Source organism: Paraburkholderia phenazinium, assembly GCF_900141745.1.
GTDB lineage: Bacteria > Pseudomonadota > Gammaproteobacteria > Burkholderiales > Burkholderiaceae > Paraburkholderia > Paraburkholderia phenazinium_B.
Genome location: NZ_FSRM01000002.1, coordinates 3,051,802 through 3,065,540, shown reverse-complemented (window position 1 = coordinate 3,065,540; position 13,739 = coordinate 3,051,802). Strand labels below are relative to the sequence as shown.

Annotated in this window: 9 protein-coding genes and 1 pseudogene; 4 read left to right on the top strand and 6 right to left on the bottom strand. The window is 56.6% G+C overall.

Annotation, left to right across the window (positions count from 1 at the left end; translation table 11 throughout):
- Positions 1 to 10: 10 nt before the first annotated feature.
- A complete protein-coding gene (locus BUS06_RS33480) occupies positions 11 to 427 on the bottom strand; it encodes an organic hydroperoxide resistance protein (protein WP_074268555.1) in 417 nt (138 codons plus the stop codon).
- A gap of 304 nt (positions 428 to 731) precedes the next feature.
- On the opposite strand from BUS06_RS33480, the gene BUS06_RS33475 reads away from it, so the two are divergent.
- The 3 genes and pseudogenes from BUS06_RS33475 to BUS06_RS33465 all read left to right on the top strand — a co-directional run.
- Positions 732 to 1,778, top strand: coding sequence for an alpha/beta fold hydrolase (locus BUS06_RS33475; RefSeq protein WP_074268554.1), 1,047 nt, complete (start codon positions 732 to 734; stop codon positions 1,776 to 1,778).
- Between the two features lie 43 nt (positions 1,779 to 1,821).
- The gene (locus tag BUS06_RS33470) at positions 1,822 to 2,286 is read left to right on the top strand and encodes a RidA family protein (protein ID WP_074268553.1); all 465 of its coding nucleotides are present in this window, start codon (positions 1,822 to 1,824) and stop codon (positions 2,284 to 2,286) included.
- A 219-nt stretch (positions 2,287 to 2,505) separates the two neighbouring features.
- A pseudogene (locus BUS06_RS33465) lies at positions 2,506 to 3,402 on the top strand (ATP-binding protein); the annotation flags it as partial.
- A 27-nt stretch (positions 3,403 to 3,429) separates the two neighbouring features.
- Here BUS06_RS33465 and BUS06_RS33460 read toward each other — a convergent pair.
- The 5 genes from BUS06_RS33460 to BUS06_RS33445 form a co-directional block, all read right to left on the bottom strand.
- Positions 3,430 to 5,091, bottom strand: coding sequence for an FAD-dependent oxidoreductase (locus BUS06_RS33460; RefSeq protein ID WP_074268551.1), 1,662 nt, complete (start codon positions 5,089 to 5,091; stop codon positions 3,430 to 3,432).
- 257 nt (positions 5,092 to 5,348) lie between these two features.
- Entirely contained in the window at positions 5,349 to 5,813 is a 465-nt protein-coding gene (locus BUS06_RS33455; RefSeq protein WP_074268550.1) for a hypothetical protein, read from the bottom strand.
- A gap of 191 nt (positions 5,814 to 6,004) precedes the next feature.
- A complete protein-coding gene (locus BUS06_RS38620) occupies positions 6,005 to 6,136 on the bottom strand; it encodes a hypothetical protein (RefSeq protein WP_302050878.1) in 132 nt (43 codons plus the stop codon).
- Positions 6,137 to 6,417: 281 nt separating this feature from the next.
- Positions 6,418 to 6,804 (bottom strand): response regulator transcription factor, encoded by a 387-nt coding sequence (locus BUS06_RS33450; RefSeq protein ID WP_074268549.1) that lies wholly within the window; start codon positions 6,802 to 6,804, stop codon positions 6,418 to 6,420.
- A gap of 206 nt (positions 6,805 to 7,010) precedes the next feature.
- On the bottom strand, positions 7,011 to 7,664 hold the full coding sequence (locus BUS06_RS33445) for a response regulator transcription factor (protein ID WP_074268548.1): 654 nt from the start codon (positions 7,662 to 7,664) through the stop codon (positions 7,011 to 7,013).
- A gap of 577 nt (positions 7,665 to 8,241) precedes the next feature.
- Between BUS06_RS33445 and BUS06_RS33440 the strand changes: the two genes are divergently transcribed.
- Positions 8,242 to 13,446 (top strand): trifunctional serine/threonine-protein kinase/ATP-binding protein/sensor histidine kinase, encoded by a 5,205-nt coding sequence (locus tag BUS06_RS33440; RefSeq protein WP_074268547.1) that lies wholly within the window; start codon positions 8,242 to 8,244, stop codon positions 13,444 to 13,446.
- The last annotated feature ends 293 nt before the right edge of the window (positions 13,447 to 13,739 follow it).

Genomic DNA, 13,739 nt, shown 5'->3' with positions numbered 1-13,739 from the left:
ATAGAATCCGCTAGATCAGCCTGATCGCAACATTGATATTGCCGCGCGTAGCCTTGGAATACGGGCAGTTCTGATGTGCTGAGTCCACCAGGACCTGAGCGATATTGCGCTCCAGGCCGGGAAGGCTGACATTCATCCGGACCTGAAGGAAGAATGCGCCGTCCGTTGTGCCCAGATCTACTTCGGCGTCGACCGCAACGTCGGCAGGCAGCGCGAGTTTCATTTTCGCGGCCGCAAGTCCCATCGCACCGATAAAGCAGGCTGACCAGCCGGCGCCGAAGAGTTGCTCTGGATTGGTACCGCTGCGCGTACTTCCGGGCAACGAGAGCGCAATGTCGAGTCGGCCGTCGGAGCTGCGTGCTGCGCCATCTCGACCACCGGTCGTATGGGTTTTGCCTGTGTACAGGATTTTCTCGAGCTGGGTCATGATGGCTTCCATGTTGAAGACGCTGTGTCCTGCGACGCAGCTTGCTAACGAGAATATGCTGAGCATCGCATCAACTGCAACATATCTTCGCGTTGAGTCGGTATACAGGCGTATAAGAAATAATTGGCATTGCGAAATAGAATGCAGATTGAGGTAGTTTTTATACGCACGTATTAGGCGCTCACGCATAAGCAGTGGCCGCAGCACCGGTATGTATCATTTAAATTCCATCCTCCTGCACGTATTCTGATCTCGTCGCCAGCGCTTAGCTGTTGGCCATCAAACCTCTACAGGAGAGATATCAATGTCGGATCAGATCGACCCTAGCCGTCGCGGCTTTCTGGGCACCGCGGCGATGGCGCTGGCTGCCGCCCAGCTTGGCATGATGGGCTCTGCACATGCACAATCCGGTGCCAGCAAGCTCGCCAACCTGTCTGTTATAAAGCCGGGAACGAACACCTCGTTCTCCTCCTTGAAGCAGGTCAATGCTGGTGTGCTGAACGTCGGCTATGCCGAGGCCGGCCCTGCCGATGGACCGGTGGTGATACTTCTGCACGGCTGGCCGTACGATATCCACAGCTATGTCGACGTGGCCCCAATGCTCTCCTCGGCCGGTTATCGGGTCATCGTTCCGTATCTACGTGGCCATGGAACGACGCGGTTCCTGTCGGACGCGACGATGCGCAACGGACAGCAAGCGGCCGTTGCCGTCGACATCATCGCGATGATGGATGCGCTCAAGATCGATAAGGCGACCGTCGCAGGGTACGACTGGGGCGCGCGGACCGCCTGCATTCTGGCGGCGCTGTGGCCGGAGCGCTGCACAGGGCTGGTCTCTGTGAGTGGTTATCTGATCACCAATCTTGAAGTCACAGCGCAACCACTGCCGCCTAAGGCCGAGTATGCGTGGTGGTATCAGTACTACTTTGCTACTGAGCACGGGGAACTGGGCTACGCAAAATACAAGGACGACTTTGCCAAACTCATTTGGCAAATCGCTTCGCCGAAATGGGCTTTCGACGACGCCACGTTTGACCGCACCGCGAGCGCTTTCGACAACCCGGACTATGTCGCGATCGTGATTCACAACTACCGCTGGCGGCAGAGCCTCGCGCGGGGCGAGGCGAAGTACGACGATTTGGAAAAGAGGCTATTTGCCGGCCCTCTTATCAGCGTACCGACGATCACCATGGAAGGCGATGTCAACGGAGCGCCGCATCCCGATCCGGCATCGTATGCGAAGAAGTTCTCGGGGAAATACTCGCACCAGCTTGTCAAGGGTGCGGGCCACAATCTTCCCCAAGAGGCACCTCAGGCCTTTGCAGAAGCCGTTATTGAGGTGGCTGGCTAGTCCCGCCATTGATCCCAATCGTTTATATCCAGCGGAGCAACTTATGAGCCACCACGACGTCTACGCCAGGCTGAAAGAACTCAATATCGAATTGCCGGTCGCGGGTGCACCCGCCGCCGCGTATGTAATGAGTGCGCAAAGCGGCAATACGGTTTATCTGTCCGGTCATCTTGCCAGGAAGGACGGCAAGGTGTGGGCGGGCAAACTGGGGGAGGCGCTGACGACCGGAGAGGGGCAGCTCGCCGCGCGTGCCGCCGCCATCGATCTGTTCGCGACATTGCACGCCCACATTGGCGATCTTAATCGGGTAACCCGGATTGTGAAGGTGCTGAGCCTTGTCAATTCCACCAACGACTTCGTTGAGCAACATCTGGTAACGAACGGCGCATCGGAGCTGATCGCCGACGTATTCGGTAAGGCCGGCAAGCACGCGCGTTCGGCATTTGGCGTTGCGCAGATACCATTGGGCGCGTGTGTCGAGATCGAGATGGTGGTCGAGGTGAAGTGATATTTCCAGCCTTCTTTGAGTAGCGCGCGATGCCAGCCGGCTGTTCTGACGGCTGGCATTGTCGACATCGAGTATGGGAAACTTCGGACCTGCGGTGATCGTGGAGGACCGCTTCGAATGAAGCACTACCGAATTTTGACGTTACCCCGCACGCTCTTCATGCGCCTGACCCTGGTGATGATCGCAGGTGTCATAGCGGCGCAAGGCCTGGCGCTCTGGCTGACGATCGACTTGCCCGCCCCGCACGAGAGTGCGCTGGTTGGCCGGCTGCCTCTTGTTCTGTTGGCGCAACTCACGCTTCTCGCCGGATGTTGCTGGATTGCGGTCCGGGTCGCGACGCGCCCTCTGAACGAGCTGGCGAACGCAGCGAACACCCTGGGCCCCGACCTTAGCTTGCAACGCCTTCCCGAAGATGGCCCGGTTGAAATAGCCGGAGCAGCGCGAGCCTTCAATGCCATGCAGGAGCGCATCGGCGCCTGCTTGAAAGAGCGGATACAGATTCTGGCCGCCATTTCTCACGACCTGCAAACGCCGATCACCCGCATGCGCATCCGTGCAGACATGATGGACAACACGTCCGAGCGGGAGAAAATGCAGGATGACCTCAAGCAAATGGAATCTTTGGTGCGGGAGGGGGTTGCTTATGCTCGTACGTTACACGGAACCGCGGAGACGGCGATGCGCATCGACCCCGACGCGTTTCTGGAAAGTCTTGTCGGCGAGTATATCGACGCAGGTGGAGCGGTACGGCTGGTGGGGAGGATCGGAACGCCGATTCTTGCGCGGCCGCATGCGTTGCGCCGGGTGCTCGCAAACCTGGTCGACAATGCAATCAAGTTTTCGGGCTCGGCTGAGGTTAGGGTAGATTCGATGACGGGACAGCAAGTTTCCATCACAGTGCTTGATCGAGGCCCGGGAATTCCCGCTCATCAACTGGACGCGGTGTTCCAGCCTTTCTATCGCGTCGAATCGTCGCGCAATCGGCAAACAGGAGGTACCGGGTTGGGGCTAGCTATTGCGAAGCAATTGGCGGAATCCATGAACGCAAGCTTGGTGCTGCGAAATCGTGACGGTGGAGGCATTGAAGCGCGTCTCGCGCTCAAAGGCGCTGTCTGACCGCAAAGAAGGTATTGCACGCGACGACTAATGTCCGACCTTTGAACACGCTCTGCGGATTGCCAGATATGAATGGATTTCCGCCACGACCGCTGCACCGTCACCCACAGCTGCTGCAACACGCTTGGCCGACGATGAACGCACGTCGCCAATAGCAAACACGCCCGGTACTCTCGTCTGCAGAGTCGAAGGGGGGCCGTCCGCATGCACGCTTGCGTCCATGCGGGTTTTCACAAAGCCCTTCTCGTCGACTTCGACGCGACACGTACTCAGCCAACCGGTGTTGGGATCTGCTCCGGTAAACAAGAACAGATGCCGCAATTCCAATGTTTTGCGGCCGCTGGCTGTCTGGCATACGATTCTCGCCAAACCGTCCTCATTGCCCTCAACGGAGGCGACGGTCGTCATCGTATGCACCTCGACGTTGGAAAGCGATGTGACGCGTTCGACAAGGTAGCTAGACATGCTTTTATGAAGGTCGTTGCCGCGAATCAGAACATGGACGCGGCTCGCATACGACGAAAGGAACACGATCGCTTGTCCGGCCGAATTTCCACCACCCACGAGCGCAACCTCGTCCCCCGCGCAAAGTTTGGCCTCGATCGACGAAGCCCAATAATAGACGCCGCAACCGTTGATCCGATCAAGCCCTGCTATGGCAGGACGACGATATGCAGCGCCTGTCGCAATCACAACGGTATGTGACGAGACGCGCTGACCGTTGGTCAGTTCGAGTTCAAATGGTGTACGTTTGCAATCCAGAGCCTGGATACTGACGGGTATCGCAATTTTGGCCTCAAACTTTACAGCCTGGACAAACGCGCGTGCGGCCAATTCATGGCCCGTAATGCCGGCGGGAAAACCAAGGTAATTCTCGATCCGCGCACTTACCCCGGCCTGACCTCCGGGGCCGTGCTCATCGAAAACAATCACCGAAAGCCCTTCGGACGCAGCATAGACGGCAGTGGCGAGTCCCGCTGGACCGGCCCCCACGACAGCGATATCGTAGGTATGGGCAGTGCTGAATTCGGGTACGAGGCCCAGTTTCGCCGCTAACTGGCGTTCGTTGGGGCTGCGCATCACGGTACCGTCTGAGAGGATAACGATGGGCAAATCTTCTTTCCGCGTATCGAGCGCCTCGAGGAAGGCGCGGGCGTTCGGGTCACTTACTGCATCTACGACGGAGTGGGGATGATTGATTCGCTGCAAGAGCCCCTGCAGTGCGACGAGCCTCAGATTTTGCGCGGGGCCGATCAATACTGGACCACTGCCATTCTGAATCAGTCTGACACGGCGTAAGATGAACGACTGGATAATTTCCTCGCCTAGTTGGGCCTCCGCCACGAGCAACGCGCGGATGCCCTCGGGCGGAATTAAAAGCGCCTCGATGTCGGTCACCGCGTGGCCATCAGCTAAAGCAGGTGTGCCGGTCAATTGAGCCGTTTCTCCCAGAAATTGTCCCTCGCTCACTTCTACCAGAAGCTGTGAGCGGCCCAGACCATCGCGCTTTGTGAGTCTGGCCGTGCCCTTGATCAGAACCCGCATTCCTGATCCGGATTGGCCAGCCCTGAACATCACGTCGCCTGCTTTCCAATACTCGGTCGTTCCGAAGCGGCGAATTTTGTCCAATTGCGCAGCGGTAAACCGTGGATACATCTGATGGCCTTCGGACTCTTGATCTTTCGACATCTAGATAACCTGATGACAAGTCGGAGAGAGCAAAAGCCAACCACTTTAAGGCAGAGATGGGCAAACCGATCCGCGCAAGATAAGCTGGCTTGTAATAGTGATTCGTAGGTTAAGGCGGCGCGCGCCTCGTCACAACCCCACAAGCGGCTGTTATCGTCACACTCGAGAATAACCAGGTTATATGTTCGTATGAGCGCCATTCGGGCGGAGCAGAAATCAATGCGGTGGTATGTGGCTTTTGCTACGGTGAAGCGGTCCTAGAGGGTAACGCGCCGAGCAGTTGGCCATACGATCAACAAGAATGCGGCAGCCTTTGCTGCGCACTCTACGGCAGAAAGACAGAATCCCACGACAAAGAACCGATGCTCTGTCAGCAACCCAGAAGCGATAGAAAGTACGCTGACGCTGCAGCAAAAGGCAAAGATAGCTCTCGCCGCGCGACTACCGTGCAAGGTCCAAATCGATAAGGCTATCCAGATCAGCTTTGCGGCAATGCACGCTGCGCTTTCGAGGCCCGTCTGGCTGCTCAGCAGTTCAAGGGGCAATTCGCAGAGCGACCAGATCGCTGTGAGAAGCACGACCGATTGCGTCCATGTGCCCAACTCCGATGTGACCGCGAAAGCTGAATCGTGACCTTCGTAAATGCCGAGGCGAGGATTCCACGTAATGCGAGGAAAACGCTCCGAACGATGGTCAGTGATGCCAATGTCATCGCTGACCATCGCTGACCTCTCCGGCTCGCCCGATATAACGCTGTACGCGTCCGTTCCCTGAGGGGTCGATCTCGCAGCGCGGCCGGCGCGCGGTAACTGAAAGGGGTCACGCCAAAACATGGTGAACCTCGCCGATAAGATGCCGGGTGAGTCAACTTAGCGACACGCATCCCTGTTTCGGGGCGCGCGTCTCGCAGGCACTACTGCATGCAGATAGAACCGTAGTCCACGGTACGACGGATGATGTAGTGCCGGCGTAGTGGTTCGAGCCAAGGGTCCGTGCAGACAATCTCTAGGTAGCCGTTGGCCAGCAGTGTGATTGAAGTCGACATACGTTTCACCCTGAATCATTCGTTACTACGTTGCCCGGGTCTGTTTGAACACATCGCTAATCGGTCGTTTTGAGAGGTGTCTTATCAGACTATGTGCGTACGCTGTCATGTGGGTGCTGTGTCGTGTTCAGCATTTCGAGGGAACAACGGCTGCGTATCGCGTTGTATTGAAGGTACTTCCAAAGGCCGACATAAACAATGCTACGAGCGGATGCTGGAGCGCCATCTTGGTCTGAGCAATACATACCTTGGTGTGACCGGTCCCTATCGGCCAGGCGTGGCTAGCATGGCGCCGTGCCGGCAATCTCCGCAACGCGAGCCAAGAACCGGGCGTCGTCCAGCGGTTTCGTAAAAATTTCGATCGCACCGGCCATACTTGATCGCTCGCCCATGTTCGGGGTTGCATAGGCGGTAACAAAGATTGCCGGGACATCAGGTCTTCGCTCGACAAGCTTTTTGAGTAGCGCGAATCCGTCCATACCAGGCATCTGAACGTCGGCGATGACTAGACCGATGGCGTCCTCGTCGATCTTTGACAACAGGTCAGCACCGCAGGCATAAGTGCGTACAGTCCAGCCGCACGATCTCAGTAGACTGGCGGTCGCCAGCCGGACCGACTCATCGTCGTCGACCACAGCGATAACAGCGGGAAGCGAATGTGGTTTCATCGTGTAGGAAAGACCCACGCCGAAGAGGAATTTCGGCGACTACTTTGGCCCCGACCTAAACGTAGGTGCGCTTGGAGTCTGGAGCAATAATACGTTCGAGTTAGTTATGCAATGTGCGCTCGCGAGCGGGAGCTCGCTGAAAACTCGTTTTTCGGTGCTCATGAGACGTACGGGAATCTTCTGCAGCGGTAGTCTTGAGAGACGTGTCATGGCGACTTCGGTGGACGGTGATTGCGCAGGACAACGCGTTGAAGTTTCCTGACCAGGTCGGGCACCGACCGCGCCTCCATCTTTCTCATGGCTTGGGAGCGGTGAATCTTGACTGTTTCTTCGCTCACCCCCATGCGGCCTGCGATCTGCTTGTTCATCAAACCTTCGGCAACAAAGACGACGACCTCTTTCTCGCGAGGCGTCAGCGCGTCATATTTGCCTTGAATGTCCGCAACCATTCGCTCCTGGATTCGCAATTCGTGATCCATTGTGAGCGCAGCCGACACGGTATCTAGCATGTCCTGATCGTGAAATGGCTTGGTTAGGAAGTCGAATGCACCGGCCTTCATCGCTTTAACCGACATAGGAATGTCGCCGTGGGCTGTCAGAAAAATGATCGGGAGACGAATGCCTTCGCGAAGCGCCTCCTGTTGCAGGGTCAAGCCATTGGCACCCCGTAGGCGGATGTCCAGGATCAGGCAACTCGGCACATCTGCCATCTCAATGTTCAGAAAGCCTTCGGGAGAGCCGAATGTAAATACCTGGACCCCCTCCGAGCGCAGCAGACTCGAGAGACCGCTACAGATCGAAGGATCGTCGTCGACAACATATACAACCGCCTCAGATAGCAATATTTTGTTTGTTTTCATGTTGACCTCAACGAGTATTGGAAGCCGTAAAGACGCCTGATTGCGCGCTTTCGTCGGGGATATCCCTGATGTTCTTACCCGCTGAATTCCTCGCTGTGAAGAGTATCCCCCGCCATCCTTTATCTCAACATCTAAGAGGGGTAGAGAGGTAGTTCGTCTGGGTAGGCAGCCTACCTGTTCGTATGGTGGCGCGAAGATGAGTTGCCGTAGGGCAACCCGGCGAGAGAGTGGGAGCGGGGAGCGCCTGCAAACGTTGCTTTGTAGGCAACCATCCGTGAACTTAGTTGCTCTTGCTCTGTCTGGCCTGCTCGGAGAACATAGCCGGGCACGCCAGTCGGTGAGCATCACCACAGGTAATCCCGGTTACCGCGCGAGACTCTCGTGAGGTATTCAAACGCGATTCTCTAGACCGCTCTGACCCGTGAGAGGTGACATCGACTTCGGTCGAGATTTCCCCGCTATCAGACACGATATGTGCGCGACCTTAGTTTGCGGCGCGAAGGAGTACTGCGGATTGCTGCCACGGTTATCGATTTAAAGGAGACCGGATGGTAAGACATCGTCGTCCCCAGTACGATTGGCCAACGACGTGGCTGGCCTGGATGTTCGCGACACGATCCATGACGTTGTTGGGGAGTACATGCTGAGTACGTATTCAGAAGAAATCACGAGCTTAGCAGAGGCAAAGCTCACGCTCCTGCGCGGCAGCTCAGTACGGCTTTATCGGGCGGAAAAGTCGGGGGTGTCGGTACTCGCCGCAGTGCCTGCTTCCAGAGAGACGAGCGGTGCGTTGACCCAATTGCGATACGAATACGACATCAGAGCCGAGTTAAAGCTTGGCTTCGCGCTGCGGCCGGTTCGGTTCATTACCCACGACGATAGTCCGGCGATGCTGTTGCAAGACCCGTGCGGCGAGATGTTAAGCAATCTCCTTGATGTGACAATGCCTGTCCACCAGGTTCTGAATCTGGCTGTCGGGATCTCACTCGCACTGGCTTCAGCACATGCCCGAAATCTGGTCCACGGCGGTTTGACGCCGGGCAGCATCATGATTCACCCTGGACGTCGCCGTGCTTGGCTGACGGGATTTCGCTCGCTCACCATCGATGCGCGCAACGTATCAGCAGTGGACGGTTCCGTGTCGCACCTCGAGCCTGATCTCTTGCATTACATAGCACCGGAGGCGACGGGCCGGGTCAATCGACCGGTCGACTGCCGCACCGATCTGTACTCGCTGGGCTGCATCCTTTATCTGCTGCTGACAGGACGGGTACCATTTCCGGGCCTGGCGCCCGCCGAAGAGATCCATGCGCATATCGCTCGATGGCCCCCAGAGCATGTGGAACCGTCTGGAGCCGTTGCGCAGAGACTGGTGGCGATACTCTTCCGGCTGATGGCCAAGGAGCCCGAAGAGCGGTATCAATTGGCCGCGGACGTGGTGGCCGACCTCCTCACATGCGATGCAAAAGGAGGAAGCAACGGGTCTTCGACAAGAATACTTCACGCGAAATCGTTGCTTGGAACATCCGATGTGCTGCTAGGTCGTGACGGCGAACTCGAATCGCTTCGTAAAGCGGTGCACGAAGCTTCGATTGGCGAGTCGGCCCGAATGATTCCGCTCGAGGGGCCGGCAGGTATTGGGAAGACGGCCCTGATTCAACATCTGCGCAAGCAACTGCGCGAAGTTCCGCACGAGTTTGCAATGGGCAAGTGCGAACAAGCCGAGGGCGCCACGCCCTACGCAAGTCTGACTCGTGCGCTTCGCTACTGGCAACGAGGAATTCTCGGTTGTCCACCGCATGAATTCAAACTGATCCAGACGCGGATCAAGGATGCGCTAGCAGACGATGCATCGATTATCTCCGCGGTGTTTCCATCGTTCACGCCGCTTCTTGGTGTGTTTGAGCATTGCCGCGCAGTCTCAATTCACGCGGAGAGGCCGCGTTTTCTCAAGGCTATGGTCAAGCTGTTCGGGGCGCTTGCGACCCGCGGGCGCCCCCTGATCATGGTTCTGGACGATCTGCAGTGGGTCGACGAGGGTACACTCGAAGTGCTTGCATACGCCATGCGGCATTCGTCAAACAGATGTGTTCTATTTCTTGGCGCGATACGGTCAGGTGAAATGCAATTGGGGAACGCATGGGGACTTGCGTTTCCGAATGACGACTGTCTGCGTCGACTCTCGCTGACCTCCCTGCCGCAGGACGATGTCAAAAGGCTGCTAAAAAGCCTGCTGGCTGGCGATATTGCCGGAATTGACGATCTCGCCGCTTCTGTGCACGCGCGAACGGGAGGAAATCCGCTGTTTGTCATACAGCTATTACGCTCTCTTATCGACGAGAACGTCGTTGACTACGATGACGCTGCACGTGAATGGCGTGCGAACCTGACTGAGGTAGCGGATAAGAGAAGTGCCTCAAGCGTGGTCAAACTCCTCGAGGGCAAGCTTCATTCGTTTATGCCCGATGCTATCGACGTCCTTAGGTGTCTGGCCGTGCTCGCTGGACCTGCGTCTGCAAAAGCGTTGGCTGACGCAATGCAATTGTCGGAAACCAATATAAGAATCCGTCTGTGCGACGCTATGGATTCGCAGTTCGTCTGGACAGAGGATGGGCGATTCACCTTTTCGCACGATCGGTTTCGGGAAGCGGTTCTCAACGGCATGACCTATCGGGAACGTCTCGAAGGACACCTGCGCGTTGGTAGAAACTTGTTGGAAAGCAGCGCAAACGATGAATTGTCAGTGGGCGCGTTCGCTATCGTTCAACAATTGAACATGGCGATGCCCGTTGTGGACGGTCCAGATGAGCGTCGACGGATTGCGCTGCTCAACCTTGAGGCCGCACGGCTGGCCAAAGAGGCCACTGCTTATGCCTCGGCGAGATCGTATCTTTCGTGTGCACGGATGTTTGCGCAGGACGCGGACCAGCGTGAAACCATAGGCGCATTGATTGAACTTCGCCTTGGCGAATGTGAATTCCTGACGATGGAGATGAGCCGTGCAGAGAATCGCCTGAGTCGGTTGCGTGTTGACCTGCTGAACCATAAGAACAAGGCGGAACTGGCACGTCTGCGCGTCGCCCTGCACGTAGCGCTCGACCAACCGAAACTCGCACTCCAGGTCGGACTGCGCTATCTCGCCGAGGAAACAGGCATCGTTCTACCGTTGTCTCCAACCGATGAGGAAGTCGACGCGGAATACCTGGAATTCAGAACACTTTATTCGGACCGAAGCATCAATGATCTGGTGGCGGCGCCACTGAATCAGGACGAGAACGTGAGGTACGCGATGGACGTACTCGCTGACCTCAAACCGGCGGCTCTGTTCACCGATCTGAATCTCAAGGATACGGTCGTCTTGCGAATGAGTTCACTTAGTCTGAAATTTGGTAATTGTGATGCATCCTGCTATGCCTATGTCTGCCTCAGTCTTGTCGTAGGCGCCAGGTATGGCGACTACCGCACTGCATCCCAATTTGGCGAGCTCGCTATGCGTTTGTCGCCCGAGAGGGGGCTGTCCCGTTTCCAGGGGCGTGTTCAGATGTGTTACGGAACACTGAACCTGCCATGGACCGGTCCAGCAACAGTTGCGCGACAGCACATCCGTGAGTCGATCCGACTCACGACGCAACAAGGCGACTTGACCTTCGCGATCTACTCGAGGCGACATCTGGCGACAAATCTGCTCTTCTGCGGAGCGCCACTTTCCGACGCACAGTCAACGGTAGAGGAGGGCCTCGTCCTCGCGCGGCAGGCAAACTTTGCGATCGTAATCGACGCGTTTGTCGCGCAGGCGTGGTTTATTAATGCCATGCGCGGTGCTCCTGTTGACTTGGGAATTTCCGAGGACTGCCCTGACTACGCGGCGCTCTTGGAAAATAGTCTTGGTGGAAAGTTCTATCGCGACATCGCAGCCTTCGCATTCTGGACCTATCAACTACAGGTTGCCTATAATTTCCGGGATTTTGAAACCGCACTTCGTGCTGAGGAAAACGCAAATCGAATTGCGTGGTCGTCCCGCTCGTTTCTTGAGATTGCGGAATTCAATTTCTACAGCGCGCTCCTCAGATTGGCGATGGCTCGCCATTCGACTGTGGAGGAAAAGGAGGTGCATCTCCGTATCGCGAATGACCGCTTGTCGATCGTCACGAAGTGGTCGAGCAACTGCCCCAGCAATTTTTTATCTCGAGAGAAGCTGATTCAAGGCGAACTTGCCTATGTGGAAAACCGGATTCTTGATGCGCAAAGTCTCTACGAGGCGGCCATTCAATTGTCTACCGAGTCGGACGCTTTGCATCTTCAGGGGCTGTCGTGCGAGCTTGCTGCGCACTTTTGCGCGGCCCAGCGTTGGCATACCGCCGAGCAAGGTTACATGAAGCGGGCCTGGAATGCCTACGCGTGTTGGGGGGCCGATTCGATGCTTCGACGCATCGAACAGAAGTTCGCGTACCTTAAGCCAACGGCCGAAACGGCGGTAACGCCTGAACATCTGGTGCGAGGGTACCAGTTCGACGCGCGCGCGATGCTTCGCGCAGCACAGGCGTTGTCGAGTGAGATTTCTCTGGCCAGGCTGATTCACGTACTTCTTGAGAACGTGCAGCAATACGCAGGAGCCGACCGGGCGGTGTTGTGCCTTCTCATGGATGGGATCCTGACCGTCGCGGCACAGGCAACGTATTCCAGGAGCACGGCCGACGTCAGAATGGAGAGAGGCGTGGCGTCGCCCGAGATCTTGCCCACGGCGATCGCCTACTTCACGCTCAGGACGCAAGAATCGCTCGTGCTTCGAGACGCGAGAGAGGACCCTCATTATGGGGTTGACGTCTACATCATAGAGCGTCAGCCACGCTCGATCCTTTGCGTGCCGCTCGTCAAGCAAGGCAAGCTACTGGGGCTGCTCTACATGGAGAACAGTCTGATCGCAGGCATCTTCACCGTGGACAATGTACAGATGCTGGAGGTGCTCGCTTCACAGGCAGCAATTTCATTGGAGAATGTGCGGCTCTATGAAGACCTCCAAACGGAAAACCTTATGCGGGCTGCGACAGAAAGCAATCTTCGCGAGACGCAGGAAAGACTCGACAAAGTCGCCAAATTGACGGCGATGGGCGAACTGGTCGCTTCAATCGTTCACGAGGTTAGCCAGCCATTGAGTGCTATCGGTACCTGCTCTAGAGCCGCGCTGCGATGGCTTAATCGAGAGACACCGGATATTGGAGAGGTGCGCGGCATGCTGGACCAGATATCGGCCGATAGTATGCGGGCAGCCAATATTGTGACAAGCCTGCGCGCCATGACCAAACGGACGGCACCTCGGCTCGACACACTCGACGTGAACGAGGCGATACGGGAGGTGCTCGGACTGGTCCGCGGACAGCTGCGCAACGGAGGCATAGTCGTTCGTGGGAATTTTGATTCTGGAAGCCTGAACGTGCGAGGGGACCGGATCCTGCTGCAACAGGTGCTCATGAATCTGGTCGTCAACGCTTGCGAGGCAATGAGCGATACAGGGCAAAGGGAAAAGGTCATTGAAATCAAAACCCGGATGGACGAAGAGAATACGCTGTGGGTTGCAGTGTCAGATACCGGTCACGGCATCGCGGCCGAGTCGGCGCCGGCGCTCTTCGACTCGTTCTTCACAACGAAAGACTCAGGGATGGGCATGGGCTTGTCCATTTGCAAATCTATTGTCGAGGCTCACGGCGGTAGCATTGAGGCAGTTTCTGATGTTCTAGGCGGTGCCTGCTTTCAATTCTCTGTTCCCCAGTCTGCGGGGAATTAGTGGCCGACGTCACCCCGAAAAGCGTTGCCTTGATTTCCGATCTGCCCTTCACTGACGCGCGCTATTGGTCAATCTTCGGAGAAATAGGGCACTGTAGATAGGCCAATGGACCGCTTTTTTGCGACCTATAATCCTCACATTGGTTTGCTTGAATGGTAGCTCTTCACTGAACGGTCGAGCAGACCAAACATCTCGATGTCGGTTACAAACATCAGACAATAAATTCCGGCGTCTGGACGCTAGACGGACCGGAATTTTCTGCTGAAATTCGTTTGCACTACCGAGCTTGGCAA